This is a genomic window from Enterobacter cloacae complex sp. 2022EL-00981 (genome assembly GCF_028737495.1).
Classification (GTDB): domain Bacteria; phylum Pseudomonadota; class Gammaproteobacteria; order Enterobacterales; family Enterobacteriaceae; genus Enterobacter; species Enterobacter cloacae.
This window is the reverse complement of record NZ_JAQZRK010000042.1, coordinates 18,666-38,572: the sequence shown is the minus strand read 5'-3', so window position 1 is coordinate 38,572 and position 19,907 is coordinate 18,666. Positions and strand designations below refer to the sequence as shown.

The 19,907-nt window shown below is 52.8% G+C and carries 18 protein-coding genes; 7 read left to right on the top strand and 11 right to left on the bottom strand.

The features are described from left to right. Window positions 1-106: IS3 family transposase (locus PUZ33_RS23280; RefSeq protein WP_129949912.1), on the top strand; the 106-nt coding region annotated here is incomplete at its 5' end. A 146-nt stretch (window positions 107-252) separates the two neighbouring features. On the opposite strand, the gene PUZ33_RS23275 is transcribed toward PUZ33_RS23280, so the two are convergent. The 3 genes from PUZ33_RS23275 to dcp all read right to left on the bottom strand — a co-directional run bounded on the left by PUZ33_RS23275 (window position 253) and on the right by dcp (window position 6,467). Next, window positions 253-2,835, bottom strand: coding sequence for a bifunctional diguanylate cyclase/phosphodiesterase (locus PUZ33_RS23275; protein WP_038419313.1), 2,583 nt, complete (start codon window positions 2,833-2,835; stop codon window positions 253-255). A 210-nt stretch (window positions 2,836-3,045) separates the two neighbouring features. Then, the gene (gene asd, locus PUZ33_RS23270; protein ID WP_058680418.1) at window positions 3,046-4,164 is read right to left on the bottom strand and encodes an aspartate-semialdehyde dehydrogenase; all 1,119 of its coding nucleotides are present in this window, start codon (window positions 4,162-4,164) and stop codon (window positions 3,046-3,048) included. Between the two features lie 269 nt (window positions 4,165-4,433). Next, window positions 4,434-6,467, bottom strand: coding sequence for a peptidyl-dipeptidase Dcp (dcp, locus tag PUZ33_RS23265; protein WP_058680419.1), 2,034 nt, complete (start codon window positions 6,465-6,467; stop codon window positions 4,434-4,436). Window positions 6,468-6,610: 143 nt separating this feature from the next. Between dcp and ydfG the strand changes: the two genes are divergently transcribed. Together ydfG and PUZ33_RS23255 are read left to right on the top strand one after the other, a co-directional pair. After that, entirely contained in the window at window positions 6,611-7,357 is a 747-nt protein-coding gene (ydfG, locus tag PUZ33_RS23260; protein ID WP_020688209.1) for a bifunctional NADP-dependent 3-hydroxy acid dehydrogenase/3-hydroxypropionate dehydrogenase YdfG, read from the top strand. Between the two features lie 91 nt (window positions 7,358-7,448). Continuing rightward, window positions 7,449-8,135: a GntR family transcriptional regulator gene (locus PUZ33_RS23255; RefSeq protein ID WP_013096780.1), complete on the top strand. Its 687-nt coding sequence runs from the start codon at window positions 7,449-7,451 to the stop codon at window positions 8,133-8,135. A gap of 32 nt (window positions 8,136-8,167) precedes the next feature. Here the strand turns inward: PUZ33_RS23255 and PUZ33_RS23250 are convergent, their stop codons facing one another. Then, window positions 8,168-8,599 (bottom strand): universal stress protein, encoded by a 432-nt coding sequence (locus PUZ33_RS23250; RefSeq protein ID WP_038419309.1) that lies wholly within the window; start codon window positions 8,597-8,599, stop codon window positions 8,168-8,170. Between the two features lie 289 nt (window positions 8,600-8,888). Between PUZ33_RS23250 and ydfZ the strand changes: the two genes are divergently transcribed. Next, window positions 8,889-9,092 carry a putative selenium delivery protein YdfZ gene (gene ydfZ, locus PUZ33_RS23245; protein WP_013096785.1) on the top strand — a complete coding sequence of 68 codons (204 nt, stop codon included), beginning with the start codon at window positions 8,889-8,891 and terminating at the stop codon, window positions 9,090-9,092. Window positions 9,093-9,134: 42 nt separating this feature from the next. Here the strand turns inward: ydfZ and PUZ33_RS23240 are convergent, their stop codons facing one another. The 6 genes from PUZ33_RS23240 to rspA form a co-directional block, all read right to left on the bottom strand. Then, window positions 9,135-10,598, bottom strand: a complete 1,464-nt coding sequence (locus tag PUZ33_RS23240; protein ID WP_048972388.1) for a mannitol dehydrogenase family protein — start codon at window positions 10,596-10,598, stop codon at window positions 9,135-9,137. 224 nt (window positions 10,599-10,822) lie between these two features. Continuing rightward, window positions 10,823-12,361, bottom strand: coding sequence for an MFS transporter (locus PUZ33_RS23235; protein WP_013096787.1), 1,539 nt, complete (start codon window positions 12,359-12,361; stop codon window positions 10,823-10,825). A 27-nt stretch (window positions 12,362-12,388) separates the two neighbouring features. After that, window positions 12,389-13,795 carry a glucuronate isomerase gene (gene uxaC / locus PUZ33_RS23230; protein WP_058680420.1) on the bottom strand — a complete coding sequence of 469 codons (1,407 nt, stop codon included), beginning with the start codon at window positions 13,793-13,795 and terminating at the stop codon, window positions 12,389-12,391. Then, on the bottom strand, window positions 13,792-15,177 hold the full coding sequence (locus PUZ33_RS23225; protein ID WP_038980483.1) for an MFS transporter: 1,386 nt from the start codon (window positions 15,175-15,177) through the stop codon (window positions 13,792-13,794). Before PUZ33_RS23225 ends, uxaC begins: the two co-directional genes overlap by 4 nt. Before the next feature lie 73 nt (window positions 15,178-15,250). Continuing rightward, window positions 15,251-16,270 carry a Zn-dependent oxidoreductase gene (locus PUZ33_RS23220; RefSeq protein ID WP_013096790.1) on the bottom strand — a complete coding sequence of 340 codons (1,020 nt, stop codon included), beginning with the start codon at window positions 16,268-16,270 and terminating at the stop codon, window positions 15,251-15,253. A 14-nt stretch (window positions 16,271-16,284) separates the two neighbouring features. Further along, window positions 16,285-17,499 (bottom strand): starvation-sensing protein RspA, encoded by a 1,215-nt coding sequence (gene rspA / locus PUZ33_RS23215; protein ID WP_013096791.1) that lies wholly within the window; start codon window positions 17,497-17,499, stop codon window positions 16,285-16,287. A gap of 289 nt (window positions 17,500-17,788) precedes the next feature. On the opposite strand from rspA, the gene PUZ33_RS23210 reads away from it, so the two are divergent. After that, the gene (locus tag PUZ33_RS23210; protein WP_013096793.1) at window positions 17,789-18,127 is read left to right on the top strand and encodes a DUF1283 family protein; all 339 of its coding nucleotides are present in this window, start codon (window positions 17,789-17,791) and stop codon (window positions 18,125-18,127) included. Further along, window positions 18,127-18,684 carry a spermidine N1-acetyltransferase gene (gene speG, locus PUZ33_RS23205; RefSeq protein WP_013096794.1) on the top strand — a complete coding sequence of 186 codons (558 nt, stop codon included), beginning with the start codon at window positions 18,127-18,129 and terminating at the stop codon, window positions 18,682-18,684. The genes PUZ33_RS23210 and speG overlap by 1 nt, the downstream gene beginning before the upstream one ends. Before the next feature lie 17 nt (window positions 18,685-18,701). On the opposite strand, the gene PUZ33_RS23200 is transcribed toward speG, so the two are convergent. Next, window positions 18,702-19,412, bottom strand: coding sequence for a YnfC family lipoprotein (locus tag PUZ33_RS23200; protein WP_014831730.1), 711 nt, complete (start codon window positions 19,410-19,412; stop codon window positions 18,702-18,704). Window positions 19,413-19,517: 105 nt separating this feature from the next. Between PUZ33_RS23200 and PUZ33_RS23195 the strand changes: the two genes are divergently transcribed. Then, window positions 19,518-19,811, top strand: a complete 294-nt coding sequence (locus PUZ33_RS23195; RefSeq protein ID WP_058680423.1) for a DUF1161 domain-containing protein — start codon at window positions 19,518-19,520, stop codon at window positions 19,809-19,811. Window positions 19,812-19,907 lie beyond the last annotated feature (96 nt).

Below are 19,907 nucleotides of genomic sequence, written 5' to 3'. Positions count from 1 at the left end.
TTACATCGAAATGTTTTATAACAGTAAGCGTCGGCATGGTTCTAGCGAACAGATGTCACCGACAGAATATGAAAACCAGTATTATCAACGGCTCGGAAGTGTCTAGATTATCCGTGGCGATTCAAACGTTGAGCCGAGTTTATCAGCCAGACGTCAGAGCGAAAACTACGCGATTTGATTATAGGCACGCCGGGTAACGCTGCGCTTACCCGGCCTACCGGATCAGCAGGCCCAGGCAAGCAGCATGTACCCTTAATAAATTACGTGGTTGGTTTTTAGATTTAAATCTGCAATCGCCGCCGGTTTGCCGAGTAAATATCCCTGGACTTCGTCACACTTATTTTTCTTCAGGAACGACAATTGTTCTACGGTTTCGACACCTTCTGCGGTGACCTCCATGGAATAGGCTTTACCCAGATCGATGATCTTCTCGACCACCGACTGGTTCTGTGTCGAATCCCCTAAAGAAAAAATAAAGCTTTTATCGAGCTTTAAGCCGTCAAACTGGAACTTCCGCAGATAGCTCAGAGAGGCATAGCCGGTACCGAAATCATCAATCAGAATACGCACCCCCATTTTTTTCAGGGCCATCATGGTCTGTAACGTTTTCTCTGGATTAGAGAGCGTGACATTTTCAGTCACCTCTATTTCCAGCCGGGTAGGCTCAAGCCCGGTTTCATCAAGAATAGCTTTTATTCTTTCGGCGAGATCGCTTGCCTGGAATTCAATGGCTGAAATATTGACTGAAACCGAAAGCCCCGGCAGTTTTTCATGCGTCTCTGTACAGGCCTTACGAATGACCCAGTTGCTGAGGTTGATGATGAGCCCCGTTTCTTCAGCGAGTGGAATAAACTGATCGGGCATCATGTTTCCGCGTTCAGGATGCTGCCAGCGAACCAGGGCTTCTACGGCGTCGATGCGTGAATGTCTGAGGTTATAACGCGGCTGATAAACCAGATAGAGCTGGTCTTCCCGAATTGCGGTCTTTAGCGCTAATTCCAGCTTTCTGCGCTCGGTCAGCTTTTCCGACATATCCTGACGATAATAGACCCATCGGTTTCGACCGGATTGTTTAGCCTGATAAAGCGCAATATCAGCATAGCGTAAAAGGTCGTTTGCACTGGTACTGTCCTGGGGAGCCAGAGCAATGCCCATGCTGACGCCGATGGTCACATCATTGCCATCAATGGTGAACGGGCGGTTAAGCTCTTGCACGATGCGATGACACACCTCTTCTATGTGGTCCAGGTGCCGGGTGTTGTCGAGAAGCAGCATAAATTCGTCCCCGCCCTGTCGTGCGACAAAATCACCGCGACGAACACATTGTTTAAGCCGTAAGGCAACCTCGCCAAGCAGGGCATCGCCCGTTGAGTGGCCGAAAATATCATTCACGGGTTTAAACTTGTCCAAATCAAGGCAAATCATGGCAAAGGGAGAGTTGTGGATATCCTCTTTAGCCAACTGTCCTGTGAGGAACTCCTTAATATGATACCGGTTGGGAAGGCCCGTTAATTCGTCATGGCGTGACAGGAATTCAACACGTTTGGTGGCTTCCACTTCCAGAGAAACATCCGATGCCGCCCCCCGTAAAACCACCGTGCCATCAGGCTGAGCAGAGAATTTTGCCAGAAGTGTGCAGTACGAAGTCGACCGTTGAGCGTTAGTGTACGGGCAGTTCTTAAATTCAAAGCGCCCCGATAACTCACGCCGCCTGACGCATGTATTTAATAAACCGTTTGTCGAAGGAAAAAGCGCATCCAGCTTGCGTCCCAGCCACTGACTCTCGTCATAGCCCGTGACAGTCGTAAAACGCCCTGATAGCCAGGTGATCGTTAACGATAAATCCGTTTCCCAGAACCAGTCACTGGTGGTTTCACTGACATCCCTGAAGCGTTTTTCACTGGTAATCAGATTTAACCGAGCCTGCTCAAGGAGAAAGATATTTTCGTCATGAATTTTTGCCTTATGCAAAATATGACGCATCAGGATCGCCGTCAGCGCGAGGGTCAGAAGGACAGACAGAATGAGCAAGGGTAAAAAATAAATGATCAATGCCTGGCCGGGGTTTTCTGTGTCCCAGATAATGTGGACTGGGCCATTCTGGGTACGTAACGTCAATGCTGTCAGACTGTCTGTCTCAGCAAGGGCGTCAGAAGAGACCGCGCGGACGTTTTCGATCCCTGCATCGTGCCCAATCGCAACCAGTTTCTTAGCCGTTAAGGTGTCGATAAACAACATGGTTGATGGCTTACCGGGCAACGACTGCACGCTGGTATCATCTCCCGTCGTTATCCATGCCGCAGAAACTATGGCGGGGACGGAATGGATAAGCGTGAGCATGGAGACGGGCAGTCCATTTTTACTGCCCGTCTCACTGAGTAAATGGTCTATGGTGGATTGATCTAACCAGCGTTCCAGCTCTTCGTGCTTCAGTTTCCCGTCAAGCACGCTGTAACGGGTGGTTCCCTCCGGGGACAGCACAAACACGCCTTCGTAGCCAAAGTTATCATACAGAGACTTGCCCAGATTCTGCTTATCCCATGCCCAATTCAGGTCAGTTTTTTGATGAAGATGTTTGTAAGCATCTCCCCACTCAGCATTGTCTTTCAAATGGCTGCGCATGTTTTCCTGGCGGGCGTCTAATGCTTGCCTTAACAAAAACTCGTCATGTTTATCGCTGATTTTATTAACATTGTTTTTAATGATCAGCAATGACACTATCGCTGCGATAAAAATACCTATCAACAAGGTAACAATATAGGTAAACGTTTTATTTATCAGTCCTTTAGAATGCTCGCTATCCGTAAAGCCAGGGGTCTTCTGAGGTATGGTCATTCTTCGCCTTCTTAACTGCTATTACGTCATTTTTGTGCTATCCACAGTTATCGGCAAAAAAACACAAATTTTTATAGCGAAGCCTCCTTAAGCAAAACATTGTTTATTTTTTTAACCCAGATCAAATTATTCCGCATTAACGCGCATAAAAAACCGGGCTGTCCGCCCGGTTCTGTTTTCAGCTAATAATGAATAACAGGTCTAAACCCATTATATTCTGTTAAGCAAAATATTAAGCATGCGGCGTAATGGTTCCGCTGCCCCCCATAATAGTTGATCCCCAACGGTCAATACCGAATAAACAGGTTCATTATTTAGCGCCATTTTTTTATAACGCCCTACGCCAACCTTAAGCGTGCCGCTAATATGTGCGGGAGTAAGCTGGCTGACGCTGGCCTCTTTATTATTAGGGACGTATTTTACCCAGGGGTGAGCGTCGCTTACCCTTTTAGCAAATTCAACTTCATCCACTTCGCGTTTGAGTTTCATTGTAATGGCCGCACTATGGCACCTGATTACACCAACACGAATGCACAAACCATTAACCGGGATGGTGCCTTTTTTCAGGCCAAGGATTTTATTTGTTTCTGCTTCACCCTTCCACTCTTCGCGGCTATTGCCATCCCCCAGGTCGCTATCAATCCAGGGAATGATGCTCCCCATCAGCGGCGCGCCAAAATTGTCAACAGGCAAGTCACTGCTGTTAATCAGTTCGCTGACTTTATTGACCAGAGGAAGCACCGAGCCTGAGTTTTCCAACTCATCGGGGGTTAAATTTCGGGTGACAAATGCACTTTGGGCGATCAACTCGCGGACATGCTTTGCACCCGCCCCCGAAGCTGACTGATAGGTCATCACGCTCATCCATTCAATGAGATCGGCCTTGATCAAACCGGCGAGCCCCATCAGGCTTAAGGTGATTGAACAGTTTCCGCCTACAAAAAGTTTACCGCCCTTTTTGATGGAATCATCGATATTTTCACGGTTTACAGGATCCAGGATGATACAGGCTCTTTCGTCCATTCGCAGCGCTGATGCGGCATCTATCCAGTAACCTTCCCAACCATGATCAATTAATGATTGATACATCGATTTTGTATATTCACCGCCCTGGCAGGTAATGATGATATCCATTTCCGCCAGCGCATCCAGGGAATACGCATCTTTAAGTACCGAACGGACACCATTAATGACAGGCCCAGGTGCCCCAACAGAAGACGTACTAAAAAAACTGGCTGCAATATCATTAAAATCATTTTCTTCGAGCATGCGTTGCAGCAATACTGACCCAACCATACCGCGCCAACCAACAATGCCAACCTGCTTCACGGGTTTACCTCAATGACGTTACAAAAGTGGTAAGAGAGGTAAAGTTTATAACCCGTTAAATCCCGCGCGTCATTCTTTATTTTACTCGTCTTTGCAATAATAAGAATGTTTAATAAGGGGTTAGCGAAACTGATGAATATTGTGTATGTGTTCACGTCTACAGAATATAAGGATTCATATGAGGAAAAAATGAGAGGTATTCTGAAGAGTAAAACTGGACAAAAAAAACCGGGCTTCCGCCCGGTCCTGTTTAAGCCAAAAAAATGACGCTACTCGCTCAGCCCGCGATTCTCCAGCATCGGCTCAATCTTCGGATCGTGCCCGCGCCAGGTTCGGTACAGTTCAGCTAAATCCGTGCTGTTCCCGCGCGACAGAATCGCCTCACGGAATTTTTGCCCATTCTCGCGGGTTAAACCGCCCTGCTCGACAAACCACTGATAGCCATCGTCCGCCAGCATCTGCGTCCACAGGTAGGCGTAATAACCTGCCGCATAGCCGCCGCCGAAGATATGCGCGAAGTAGCTGCTGCGATAACGTGGCGGTACGGCGGGCAGATCCAGCCCCTCTTTTTCCAACGCTGCTTTTTCAAATTCCTCTACGCTCGAAACGGCCTCACGAATGCCGTGCCAGTTCATGTCCAGCAGCGCGGCGCTGAGCGTTTCCGTCATGTCATAGCCTTTGTTGAAATGCGTTGCGTTGAGCATGCTTTCGCGCAGCGCGTCCGGCATCGGTTCGCCGGTCTCGTAATGGCGGGCATAGTGGGTAAATACCTGCGGGTGGCTGGCCCAGTGCTCATTGATTTGCGATGGGAACTCAACAAAATCACGCGGGGTATTGGTCCCGGACAGCGTGGCGTAGCGCTGACTGGCAAACAGGCCGTGCAGCGTATGACCAAATTCGTGGAACAGGGTTATTACATCATCCCAGGAGAGCAGCGCGGCGCCTCCGTGGCTGGGTTTTTGATAGTTACACACGTTGTAGATAACCGGACGGGAGGCAAATTCATATGATTGCTCGACGAAATTCCCCATCCACGCTCCGCCCTGTTTCGAATCGCGGGCGAAGAAATCGCCGTAGAACAGCGCCATGCCTTCTCCGGTGTGGTCGAAAATTTCCCACACGCGGACGTCCGGGTGATACACCGGAATATCGAAGCGCTCGACGAAGCGGATGCCAAACAGCTGGCTGGCCGTCCAGAATACGCCATCATGCAGTACGTTATTGAGCGCAAAATACGGCTTAATTTGCGACTCATCCAGGGCATATTTCGCCTGACGCACACGCTCGGCATAAAAGGCCCAGTCACAGGCCTGCACGGTGAAGCCGCCCTGCTCATCATCAATGACTTTCTGGATATCGGCCTGCTCCTGCACCGCACGGGTGCGCGCCGCAGGGACAATTCTACGCATAAAGGTCAGTGCGGCCTCCGGCGTTTTTGCCATCTGGTCGGCGATGCTCCAGCTCGCAAAGTCGTCAAAGCCCAAAAGCTGCGCCTGGCGCGCACGCAATGCCGTGAGACGAAGGATCAGCTCGCGGGTATCATTTTCATCGCCTTTCTGCGTACGCAGCCAGCCTGCGTTGAACAGATTTTCACGGGTCTGTCGATTGCGAAGCAGTGAAAGCGCAGGTTGTTGGGTGGTGTTCAGGAGGGGGATTAGCCAGCGATCCTTCAGCCCTTTATCGGCGGCGGCCTGAGCAGCCGTGGCGATCTCCTCTGCGCTTAACCCCTCAAGCTGGTGAACATAATCCACCACCAGCCCGCCCGCCTTATCTGCGGCCAGCAGTCGCTGGTTGAACTGGCTGATCAGTGAGGCGACTTGTGTGTTCAGGTCTTTCAGTTCAGCTTTTTCAGCGTCGTTCAGTCGCGCCCCGGCCAGCACGAAGCGCTGGTGCGTCACTTCAACCAGTCGGCGGGACTCAGCATCCAGCGCCTCACGATCCTGCCAGACGCTCTCCACGCGGGAAAATAACGTGTCGTTGAGCCAGATATCATTGGCCAGCGCGGCCAACTCGGTTGAGAGCTGTTCCTCCAATTCCTGTAAGCGGGCATTGGTGCGCGCCGACGTCATGGCAAAGAAAATACTGCTGACGCGCGCGAGCATGGCACCGCTTTTCTCCAGCGCCAGTACCGTATTATCAAAATCGGGTGCTGCCGTTTGCGCGACGATGGCATCAATATCTGCCCGCTTCTGGCGTATGGCCTCATCAAATGCCGGGCGATAGTGGCTGTCGTTGATTTCATCAAAACGCGGGGCCTGATAAGGCAGCAGGCTAATGTCAAAAAAAGGGTTACGGGTTGACATCTTTTACTCCTGATAACGGTTAACTTTCCCAGAGTAGGCCAGGCCGCCATTGACCGCAATGCGGTCATACAAATGATGCCTTAACGCACCCTCTCAGGGCGTGCTATGTTAGTACAACACAAAAAGCGTTGAGGAACAGTGAGATGATTATTTTAGTTACCGGGGCAACGGCAGGTTTTGGTGAATGCATCACGCGTCGCTTCGTCGCCAACGGCCACAAGGTGATTGCCACCGGTCGCCGTCAGGAGCGTCTGCAGGAGCTGAAAGAAGAGTTGGGTGACAATATCCTGACCGCGCAGCTTGATGTGCGCAACCGCGCCGCCATTGAAGAGATGATTGCCAACCTCCCCGCGCAGTGGCGTGCCATTGACGTGCTGGTCAACAACGCCGGTCTGGCGCTGGGTATGGAGCCCGCGCACAAAGCCAGCGTGGAAGACTGGGAAAACATGATCGACACCAACAACAAAGGGCTGGTGTATATGACCCGCGCCGTGCTGCCAGGCATGGTGGAGCGCAATCGCGGCCACATTATCAATATCGGCTCGACCGCCGGAAGCTGGCCGTATGCGGGCGGCAACGTCTATGGTGCGACAAAAGCGTTCGTGCGTCAGTTCAGCCTGAACCTGCGTACCGATCTGCACGGCACCGCCATTCGCGTCACGGATATCGAGCCGGGCCTGGTGGGCGGTACCGAGTTCTCCAACGTGCGTTTCAAAGGCGATGACGCGAAAGCAGATAAAACCTACGAAAATGCCAACGCGCTGACGCCGGAAGATGTCACCGAAGCGGTCTGGTGGGTCGCGACACTGCCAAACCACGTCAATATCAACACCGTAGAGATGATGCCTGTCAGCCAGAGCTTTGCCGGACTTAACGTTCATCGTGGCTGACTCTGCCCTTCCCGGCCTGCGGGCCGGGTCTGTATCAGGGTATAAAAGAATGGTAGTATGTTCAGGCTAACTCTCTGAGAAATGACAACTCATGGCCGCTGAATCGCAACTCAATCCCACCCAGCCCGTTAACCAGCAAATCTATCGCATATTACGACGTGATATTGTGCATTGCCTGATCCCGCCTGGTACCCCGCTTTCAGAAAAAGAGGTATCCGTGCGTTTTGACGTTTCCCGTCAACCCGTACGTGAGGCGTTTATCAAGCTTGCTGAAAACGGCCTGATTCAGATCCGCCCGCAGCGCGGCAGCTATGTGAATAAAATATCGCTTTCTCAGGTCCGTAACGGCTGTTTTGTCCGTCAGGCCATTGAGTGCGCGGTGGCCCGGCGTGCGGCCACGCTGATGAATGACAACCAGTGTTACTGGCTGGAGCAAAACCTGCATCAGCAGCGTATTGCCATCGACCGCAAACAGCTTAACGACTTCTTTCAGCTCGATGATGAGTTTCACCAGAAGCTGGCGCAAATTGCCGATTGTCAGCTGGCCTGGGATACCATTGAAAACATTAAAGCCACGATCGACCGTGTGCGGTATATGAGCCTCGACCACGTCTCGCCACCGGAAATGTTGCTTCGACAGCATTATGATATTTTCAGCGCGCTGGAAAAACGCGACCCTGACGGTGTGGAAAAAGCGATGACCGTCCATCTGCAGGAGATCAGCGAATCCGTGCAGCTTATTCGGCAGGAAAACAGCGAGTGGTTTAGCGAAGATTAAATTCGCCGCACCCTTTCGGCGCGGCGGAGAGATTAGCGTACAACCAGGACCGGAATAGTGGCGTAGCGCAGGATAGATTCCGCATTTGAACCCAGCAGATGCGTGGTGATAGTTGGGTTTTTTGAACCGATAACAATCACGTCATATTCCCCTTCTTTGCTCATCCTGATAATTTCATCGCGCACGTTGCCGAAACGTACCTCACAATGAATGTCCTCCGGAGAGAGATCGAAGAGACGCGTTAACTCCTTCATCTTTTTGCTGGATTCCGCGGTCATATACTCTTCAAACTTCCTGATATCTGCATTGAATCCGCGCAGTAACGAGCGGCTGCTGTTGGGCAGAATGTTGACCAGGGTTATCGATGCACCTTCAGCCTTCGCCAGGTTAGCCGCGTGCCGCACCGCTTTATCGCTTAAATTCATTTCAAACACATCAACAGGCATCAAGATTTTCTTATACATAAGCCTGACTCCTTATTTCCAGGAAACGTTATTTACTGCATCCAGAGTGCCATCAGGAATATAAACCAGACTTAAACGCTCACTGGTTGAAATTATCAATTAAAGAAAATAACTGTCCGCTTTGTAAATTACCGTCGTGAACCGTCATCGCCCTGCCGAAATGAAGAAAAAAGTATGAGTTTGATCAAAAACAAAAAAATGATGTCCAGAGAGGCGTATTTATAGTGCCCCGTGGACGGCACAACCTGAAATAGCGCCGTAACGGATGTGTTAGCGAGGAGAAAATACCATGATGACTTACGACCGTAACCGTAATGCAATTACCACCGGCAGCCGCGTAATGATTAACGGCACCGGGCATACCGGGGTAATTAAAGCGATCCACAGCGAGGGACTGGATGCCGCGCAGGTACGTCGCAGCAAAACGGTGGAAGTGGAAGGATGCGAAGGTAAGTTCGAACCGATCGAACTGATTCGCCTGGGTATGCACTAACCGGTGCGACATCATGCCGCCGCGAACGGCGGCATGACTGAATTACAGCTGTGCCGCGTACTGCGCAACCGTGGCTTTCGCGCCCTTTTGCAGAAGGGTCTGATACGCCGTCATGACCGCCTCCACAAAGCACGTGTCGTGCGGCAGTTCCTTACCGAAGATGGCTTCAATGCCCAGCAGGGCTTTCACCCGACTTTCCCCTTCCGTGCTCCCGTTGACCGCGGCCTGAATCACCGCCAGTTGAGGATCGCTCACGTCGATGGCGTTCCCCTGTTCATCCACCCCGCCGACATAGCGCATCCAGCCCGCCACACCCAGCGCCAGCAGTGGGAAAGGTTTCTGATGCACCAGGTGCCAGCGCACGGAATCGAGCATACGCTGCGGAAGTTTCTGGCTGCCGTCCATCGCGATTTGCCAGGTCCGGTGGCGCAGGGCCGGGTTGCTGTAGCGCGCTATCAGCAGATCGGCATAGTGGCCTAAATCAACCCCTTTTACTTTCAGCGTCGGCGCCTGCTCTTTCAGCATCAGCGCGTGGGCGGCACGACGGTAGTGTTCATCTTCCATACAGTCGTTAATGTGCTGATAACCCGCCAGATAGCCAAGGTACGCCAGGAAAGAATGGCTGCCGTTGAGCATCCGCAGCTTCATCTCTTCAAACGGAATAACGTCGGCCACCAGCTCCGCCCCCGCCTTTTCCCACTGCGGACGTCCGGCGACAAAGTTATCTTCAATCACCCACTGACGGAACGGCTCGCAGGCCACGCCCGCCGGATCGCGTACGCCGGTCAGCTGTTCGATTTTATCCAGCGTTTCCGGCGTCACCGCAGGCACAATACGATCCACCATGGTTGACGGGAAGGTGACGTTGGCCTCAATCCACGCGGCCAGCTCCGCGTCGACCGCGCGGGCATAGGCACAGGTGACATTGCGCATAACGTGGCCGTTCTCCGGCATGTTGTCACAGGACATAACGCTAAAGGCAGGCAGCCCCGCCGCTTTGCGTCGCGCCAGCGCTTCGACCACCACACCCGGCGCAGATTTGGGCTGATGCGGGTTTTGCAGGTCGGCCGCAATCAATGGATGATCGAGCATCAGTTTGCCCGTGGCCGGTGAGTGGCAGTAGCCTTTTTCGGTGATGGTGAGCGACACAATTGCCACCTGCGGCTCACACATCGCCGCCAGTACGGCCTCCAGCCCGTCAACCTGCGCGTGCAGCGCATTTTTGACCACGCCGACGACCCGTGATGTCCACGCGTCCGCCGACATTTCGGCCACGGTATAGAGGTTATCCTGCGCGTTCAGATCGGCAATCTGCTGTTCGCCACCAATCAGGTTCACTTCTGTGTAACCCCAGTCGCTGCCGTGTTCAGCGGCCAGAATATCGGCGTACACCGCCTGGTGCGCACGGTGGAACGCGCCAAACCCTAAATGAACAATGCGTGCCTGAAGGCTGCCGCGATCGTACTGAGGCAGCGTCGCTTTCGCCTGTAATAATCGGTTTTCCATGGTTGAGACTCGTTTAATTAATGAAGCTGAGTTCTGCGACCGCACGGTGGCGCGCGGTCGCGCATGTTGACTACACCAGCCAGAATGGCAGTAACCCCCTGGTGCCTTGCCCACCACCATACGGGTTATGTTCAGCGGAACATTGATTTATATTAACTTTGCGCTAACTGGTGTGATATCAAGATTAAGTTGTGTGACATCTTTCAAAAAGATATATACCAATGTCATACAGGATTACGCGCCGGTTCTGCACCTGAACGGCCAGCGGGCTCACGGCACAGCCTGTCGTAGGAATACCCCGTCAAATCTTCCACCACGCGGCGTGCTTCGGCGGACACCAGCTGGGGAGAACCGTTAGCTTTCAGGCGGTCCAGTTCATCCACGAAGATCTTGTGCGTACGCTTGTTCAGATGGAACGTTAATGCCTGCCACAACGCCAGGATGAGTAAGCCCGCAGTCCCGATGAACATCAGCATTGCGATGGTATGAATGGCCTCCTCCGGCTGTGTCTGGCTGCCCTTCACAAAGCCGCCATTCTGTAATAACAGCCCCACAATAAAGGTGGCGATGGCCACGGTCGTTTTGCGGGAGAAGGTCATCACCGCCGCGAACAACCCCTCGCGACGCTGGCGGCTAACCATCTCGTCAATATCGGGGATGAACGGGAAGACGTTCCATGGCGTAAACTCCAGCACACAGCGACCGACCTGATATAACCCGGCCAGAACAACCAGCGTCGCGACGGTATTAAGTGCCGGAATTTGATACACAGCGAAAAAGCCGCCCAGGCAGAGCATCATCAGCGAGTAGGCAAACACATACAGCTTCGACGGCCCGAATTTAATGATCCCCACTCCCGCAATCAGCGTGACAGGCAGGCCGACGATACTCATCGACAGCAGTGTGCCGGCAAGCGACGAAGAGACATTCAGGCAGTAAACACAGAAGAAGACAAATACGGTGTTGTAGACATCTTTCCCGGTAAACGACAGCAGGTAGATGGCAAGGTGTTTTCTGAAGGCCCGGATTTTCAGCGTTGAACCATACTCTTTAAAGAGACGACCAAAGGCAGCCAGCTTTTGCGTCAGCGTTCGGGGCGCCGTGCTTGTTTCAAGCTCGGCCAGCATCTCCGGGGTTAACTCGCGTTCCCAGGTCACTTTCCACGAGATAAAAACGCAAACCATAAACAGGACGGCAAAAATAACGCCGTTAATCAGATAAGCATGGGCGCTGTTTTCCCCAAAATAGCCAATCAGCAGCCCCGGAATGAACGTCGCCAGGAAGGTACCGGACGCAGAAAGGAACATGCGACAGGTAGAAAGCTTGGTGCGCTGGTTAAAGTCTTTTGTCATTTCCGATGGCAGCGTTTCCCAAGGGATCAATACCATCGCGGCGATAATTTCAAACGCCAGATAGACCGCGAGATAAAAACCGTAGGTCATGCCATCAAGCCACAGTAACGCATAGACCAGCATTAACGGCGCGCCGATCAGCAAAAAGAAGCGTCGACGACCAAATTTTTTACCAAAATAATTTTTGTAAAAATGATCGGTGAAACTTCCCATAAACAGACTGACAATGGCATCAACAATACGCGCGATGGCGACAATGGAGGCTGCCTCAACCGGCGATAGCCCAACGAATGTCGTATAGAAAAATAACAGCCAGGCGCCGATCACGGTAAATGCACCGCCACCCATAATATCCGTTAGTCCGTAGCCGATACTAACCGGAATGGTAATTTTTTTAGCCGCACGAGACATATTTCATCCCCACTTGATGAAGCGAATTTAAAATTTGAAATAATTCTTAGCGTTGTCGTGGCAAATATTTTTAATCATCCGCGTGAGAATATCGTTATTATCCGGAACTTCTCCCCGCTCCACCCAACCGCCGATCATATTGCATAGAATGCGGCGAAAATAATCGTGACGGGTATAGGAGACCAGGCTGCGCGAGTCGGTCAGCATGCCGACAAAATTCATTAACAACCCCTGATCTGCCAGGCTGTTGAGCTGGTTTTCCATCCCGCGACGGGTGTCGTTAAACCACCAGCCGGAGCCGAATTGCATCGGTGATTTCACTCCCAGTTCTGCACTCTGAAAATTGGCGATCGTCGTCGCGACAATATCGTTGTAGCTGGGGTTGAGGTTATACAGAATGGTTTTCGGCAACGCGTCTGCAAGGGCCATGGCATCCAGCAGCTGATTAATATTCGCAGCAAGATTGACCTGATCCGTCAGTGAATCAAACCCGGTATTTATGCCAAGGGCACGGTACATGCGGGTATTATTATTGCGTATCGCACCGAAGTGTATCTGCATGGCCCAGTCATGCTGCCGGTAATAACGCGCCAGCATGATAAAAATAGCACTGTCAAGAATCGCGCTATCCCGCGCGTTGAGATGTTCACCCTGGCGTTTACGGACAAATATCGATTCCACGATACGGTCATCCGCAGCCTGATAATGGATCTCCACAGGGCCATGATCCGAAATACGGCACCCCATGTTGTGGAACCAGGCAATACGCTCGCCGAGCGCAGCAGCGAAATCGCTAAAGGTGTGAATGGACCGCCCCGTCAGCTCCGCTAATCGATCGGTAAAGTCGGCGAACTGATGCGCATCCGGCGTAAAAACGTCATCCGGGCGGAATGTCGGTAATACCTTGACGTTGAATGTTGCGTCATCGCGCAATAACTGATGGTAACGCAGGTCATCCAGCGGTGCGTCTGTGGTACAAATGACCTCCACCTTTGAGCGTTTAATCAGTTCACGGGGCGTAAAATCTGGCTGTTGTAATAAACGATTACAGCGCTCCATTATTTCACGCCAGTTATGGCTGCCCAGCGGTTCATCACAGGAAAAATAGTGATGCAGTTCTAAATGCGTCCAGTGATAGAGCGGATTGCCATAACTGGCGTCGACAGTTTCAGCCCACGCCGCAAATTTTTCTTCCGCGGTGGCGCTGCCCGTAATGTATTTTTCATCTATACCGTTGGCGCGCATAGCGCGCCATTTGTAGTGATCGCCTGCAAGCCAAAGCTCGGTAATGTTCTCCAGCGGTTTATTTTCGAAAATATCCTTCGCAACCAGATGACAGTGATAGTCAATTATCGGCAATTCTTTCGCGACGTCGCGATATAACGCAACGCCCCTGGCGTTGCTAATCATAAAGTTATCATTAATGAAACTCATAGCAGCGCTCCATATTTGCGTGACTCACCAGCCTTATCGTTCAGCGCCTGTGGTTCAGCCGCGTCTTGTGCCGCGCTCAAATCACGGTCGCGCACTTCCGGCATGAAAATGGCTGAAACCAGACCAATTACGGAATAGGCAATCAGCATCGCGACAATCGGCCACCAGGAGCCGGTCATGTTGCAGAAGATCCCCGCCAGCACCGGACCAAAGCCCACCGCCACCAGACCGCCCGCCTCTTTGGAGATGGCCATGCGGGTAAAGCGATTACGCGAGCCAAACATCTCCGCCATGGTGATGTTTTCCAGCGCGAACAGCCCCAGCACCGCGAAGTTATGAATGACAATAATCGAGAGCATAATGACGCCCGGCGCATAGCTTTTATCGACGATAATCGACAGCATCGGGTACGCCAGAATGATGGCGGAAACGTTGAGGAGGATATACGGCAGACGGCGACCGACTTTGTCCGACAGCCAGCCCAGCAGCGGGATAGAGATAAACCCGAGGATTGAACTTATCATCAGCGCATCGGTGGGGATCGCTTTATCAAACAGCAGCGTCTGTACCAGATACCCGGCAAGGAACGTCTGGATCAGACCGGAGTTACCCGCCTGACCAAAACGCAGCCCGGTGGCCAGCCAGAAGGATTTGCTTTTCACCATCGCCCCAAGGGAGGTATCCGGCTTCGCCACCGGTACGGCAGCTTCAGCGTCGTTCACTTTTTCGAAGACCGGGCTCTCTTTCAGGTTCATACGCAGCCAGATGGCAAAGATCATCACGACGACGCTGGCCAGGAACGGCACGCGCCAGCCCCATGCCACCAGTTCTTCACGATCGAGAGCAAAGAACATCACCGCCCAGATCGCCGTGGCACTCAGGGTTCCGCAGTTGGTCCCCATCGCCACCAGCGAGGAGATGATCCCGCGTTTGCCCTTTGGCGCATACTCGGCCAGCATGGTTCCCGCACCGGAGATTTCTGCCCCGGCACCCAGCCCCTGAATAATGCGCAGCGTCACCAGCAGAACCGGCGCAAAAATGCCAATCTGGCCGTAGGTCGGCAATACGCCAATCAGGGTGGTACAGATCCCCATCATGGTGATGGTAATAAACAGCACCTTTTTACGACCAATCCGATCGCCCATTCTGCCGAAGATAAAGGCGCCGACGATGCGCGCAATATAGCCTGCGCCGTAGGTCCCCATCGCCAGGATCAGCGCCATGGCCGCGGACTGTTCCGGGAAAAAGATCTCATGGAAGACCAGCGCGGCCCCCAGCGAGTAGAGCTGAAAATCCATAAACTCCAGCGCGGTACCCAGCCAGCCGGATACGGCAGCTTTCACCAGATCTGAAGTCGTTCTTTGAGGTTGTGCTTGAGTCATAATGGCTATCTCTGCAAGGTAAGATGCGTACCACTCAGAGCCTGTCTGCGCAGGCTCTTAACCGCGTAAATTATTATTGGTCGAAGGTGAGCAAGACTTTGCAGCACTGCCGCTGGTCTTTCTCAAACAGTTCGATGGCGTCTGTCACGTGGTGGTAGTCAAAGGTGTGGGTAATCAGTTTTTCAGGATCGATCAGCCCCTTTTCCAGCCAGTCGATCACGACCGGGAATTTGTTGGCATTCAGGCGCGAGGAGAATATCGACAGCTCTTTGCCGGTGATCCCCTGCTGAACAATCTGGCTCGGATCGCTGGAAAAGCCCATCAGCACGATACGTGCCGCCGGGGAAGCCAGGGTTATCGCTTCCTGCAGAATCGACGGATGACAGGCGGCATCAATGATTAACGTCGGTTTGATGCCTTTTTCTTCCAGCGCCTTATGCAAATCAAGATTACCGTTGTTCAGGACCCAGTCCGCGCCGCTGCGTTGCGCCATCGCCAGCCGTTCATCAATGCGGTCGACGACAATCACCTGCCTGACGTTGTAGACACCTTTCAGCGCCTGCACGGTAACCAGCCCCATCGGGCCCGCGCCGTACACCAGGGCGATATCCTGTTCCGTCGGTTTTGCCTGCCCGGTGACGTTGGCAGCAATGGTAAAGGGCTCGACCATCACGGCGTGTTTATCGGGAATGGCGTCCGGGATGGGCCACGCATTTTTCGCCGGTACCACGGCGTATTCCGCAAAACCGCCGTCGCGATGCACGCCGAGCACGACCAGGGAGGTACACACGTTCGGTTTACCCACCGAGCACGGATAGCAGTGCCCGCAGCTGATCACCGGATCAACGGAAACCCGCTGCCCCAGGCGTCCGGGGTCAACGCCCTCGCCCGTGGCGTCAATCACACCAAAAAATTCGTGCCCGATAACGCGCGGATATTTCGCGAAGGGGTTATGCCCGCGGTAGATATGGCTGTCGGAGCCGCAGATCCCGGCAAGTTTAATGCTGACGCGCACTTCCCCTGCCCCCGGTTGCGGGAGTGGACGCTCTTCAATCACCAGCTGGTTGGGCTGTTGGATCACTACGCTTTTCATCGTTCGCTCCTCGTTTACCAGTTCCACAGCGTGCCGTCTTCAAGACGAGCCACAGGCAGGTAGGCCGGATCGTACGGGTATTTCGCGGCCAGCTTTTCGTCGAACTCAATACCCAGACCCGGCTTGTCGCCCGGGTGCATATAGCCGTTGTCGAAGCGCCAGTTGTGCGGGAAGACTTCAAGCATCTGTTCGGAATAGCCCATATATTCCTGCACGCCGAAATTTGGCACCCACAGGTCGAAGTGCAGCGCGGCAGCATGGCAAATCGGCGACAGATCGGACGGGCCGTGTGACCCGGTCCGCACCTGGTAGAGCGAGGCAAAGTCTGCAATACGACGCATGCCGGTGATCCCGCCTGCATGGGTAATGGTGGCGCGAATGTAGTCGATAAGCTGCTCTTCAATCAGCTGTTTGCAATCCCAGATGCTGTTAAAGACTTCACCCACAGCAATCGGCGTGACGGTGTGCTGGCGGATCAGGCGGAAGCACGCCTGGTTTTCAGCAGGCGTAGGATCTTCCATCCAGAACATGCGGAATTCTTCGATGCTCTTACCGAAACGCGCTGCTTCAATCGGCGTCAGGCGGTGGTGCATGTCATGCAGCAGATGTTCGTTGAAGCCAAATTTACTGCGCACCGCGTCGAACAGCTTCGGTGTGAAGTCGAGGTATTTCTCGGTGGACCACAGCTGCTCTTCCGGCCAGTCCCCTTTGGTGGCAGGCTCATACGCCAGCCCTTTTCCTTTGGACATGCCGTAGGTGGTTTTCATTCCCGGCACGCCGCACTGGACGCGGATCGCCTTAAAGCCCATCTCTTTATGACGGGCGTAATCTTCCAGCACGTCGTCAATGGTATGCCCGGTGGTGTGGCAATAGACCATTACGCCTTCACGGGAAGCGCCCCCCAGCAGCTGGTAAAGCGGCATATTGGCGGCTTTGGCTTTGATATCCCACAGCGCCATATCCACGGCAGAGATTGCCGACATGGTGACCGGGCCGCGACGCCAGTACGCGCCTTTATAGAAAAACTGCCAGATATCTTCGATGCGGTGCGCATCGCGACCAATCAGTTGCGGGCAGAGGTGGTCTTTCAGGTAAGAGGCGACGGAGAGTTCGCGTCCGTTTAGTGTGGCATCGCCAAGACCGACGATGCCTTCATCGGTCGTAATTTTAAGGGTGACAAAGTTACGCCCCGGGCAGGTGACAAATACTTCAGCCCCGACAATCTTCATAATTCCTTTCCTTACATCGCATGTTGTGATGCAGGAAATTTACGCAACTGAGCTACTACCATACAAGTATAATGATCAAAATATCCGCGACAGATCACATATTCAGGGGTAGAGGTACACGCCCGCTATTTTCTGTCTAATTCACTTCAGGTGAGGATTTATTTAACCAACATGCCTGATGATACGTTTACTTCTCCATACCCGCGCCGCGGGTATGCCGTCATTTCTGTTTGGTGTAGAATCTGAACAGGTAACGTGATTATCTGCACCGATTCAAAAAGGAAACGCTATGAGTACATTAAGCAAACGCCTTTGTCTGACCGCCGCACTGGCGCTGTCAACGCTCGCCTTCGCTGCAACGGCTACCGCCGAAACCAGCAAACTCATTATTGAGTCTGGCGATAGCGCGCAGAGCCGCCAGAATGCCGCAATGGACAAAGAACAATGGAATGACACCCGCAGCCTTCGGCAGAAGGTGAACAAGCGTGCTGAGAAAGAGTGGGACAAAGAAGATGTCGCCTTTGACGCACGTGATAAGTGTCAGCAAAGCGCGAACGTTAATGCCTACTGGGAGCCAAACACCCTGCGCTGCCTGGATCGTCGCACGGGTCGTACGGTAGCACCGTAATGCCGGGTCTTGAGGTTAAACTGCGTCCGCTGGAGCGCGAAGATTTGCGCTTCGTCCACCAGCTCGACAACAACGCCAGCGTGATGCGCTACTGGTTTGAAGAGCCGTACGAGGCGTTTGTCGAGCTGTCCGATCTGTACGATAAACACATTCACGATCAAAGCGAACGCCGCTTTGTGGTGGAGTGTGAAGGCGAAAAAGCCGGGCTGGTTGAGCTGGTGGAGATCAACCACGTGCATCGTCGTGCGGAATTCCAGATCATTATCTCCCCGGAGCATCAGGGTAAAGGCCTGGCCTCACGGGCGGCGAAGCTGGCAATGGACTACGGATTTAACGTTCTTAATCTGTACAAGCTCTATCTCATCGTCGATAAAGAGAACGAAAAAGCGATCCATATCTACCGTAAGCTGGGCTTTATGGTGGAAGGCGAGCTAATCCACGAGTTCTTTATCAACGGGGAATACCGCAACACCATTCGCATGTGCATTTTCCAGCACCAGCATCTGGCCGGACACAAACCGTCTGGTGCCAGCCTGCTGAAACCTACCGCGCAGTAACCTGCGCGGCTTTACTCTCAGTAGTATTCAATGGTGTTTTTTATGCTGTACTTGCGCTCAACTGCGGGTTTCACGCTGTCGTCGGTGATGGTCAGGTCGCAGCTCACCGGGTTATTGTGCCGGTCGTAATCGCAGCTCTGCTTCACATTCCCCAGCGGTTTGTCATTCAGTAAACTCACGGCCGAGTAATCCATTCTTTTGCGCAGATCCTTCGAGGGTGTCGACTGTACGGATAAGTGCTGATCCCCGGAAACGGTGGTTTTACCGAGCGGGTAGCCGTCCGCGTCATAGCGATATTTCACTTCCATCTCTTTACCGTGCGCCGCGACCACAAATCCGTTGTCATCGGTATCCCACGTTACACCGGCAGACGGCAGCTCGGCCAGCTGGCATTTGCCCTGCAGTTTCACTTTTCGCTGCTGGGTTTCTGCATCGATGTAGTAGTTGGCATCCAGCACCAGCGCGACGCCGGTATTCGCTTCAAGATCGTGCAGCTCAAGCGTATCAAAGCACCCTTCTGTCGACATCGTCCCGGTCACCCGTTTGGAGACCTCGCCCTTGTCGTTAAACAGCGTCTGGGTAAAGTCTTTGACCGGGCCGCGCAGCGGGTCAAAATCAAACTCATTCGAAAAACTCGCCATCTCAGGCGTGAACGACAGCGGCGCGGAATTGTTGTCGCACCCCACCAGTGTCGCGGCCAGTAGCGTTATCGCTGCGTATTTCTTCACATCATTTACCGATTCAGGGAGATTATTCCCAATCATATTAGCAAATACAGTTGTTTACACGAACCCTGCTAAAATTAATCTACACACAGAGAAAAGGAGCTACAGATGAAACGGTTACCCTGGATTACCGCCCTGCTGTTAATGAGTGCCTCTACCGCCGCGCTGGCGGCACCGGATTCCTGCGAACGCGTAAAAAGCGACATTCAGCAGAAAATCATCAACAACGGCGTGCCGGAATCTGGCTTTACGCTGAACATCGTACCCAACGATCAGGCCGATCGTCCGGATGCGCAGGTTGTTGGGCATTGTGCCAATGATACCTTCAAAATTTTGTACACTCGCACAGGCAGCGGGGCTGCAGCTAGCACGCAGGAGAGTCCACAAGGCGAACCGCAGTGATTTTTAACCACTTTCCTTGCGCCAATCCCCCCTGAATTGATGAGGATTAATATTTAATACCTCCAAATAAGTAACACTCACCCCATCATTAGCCCG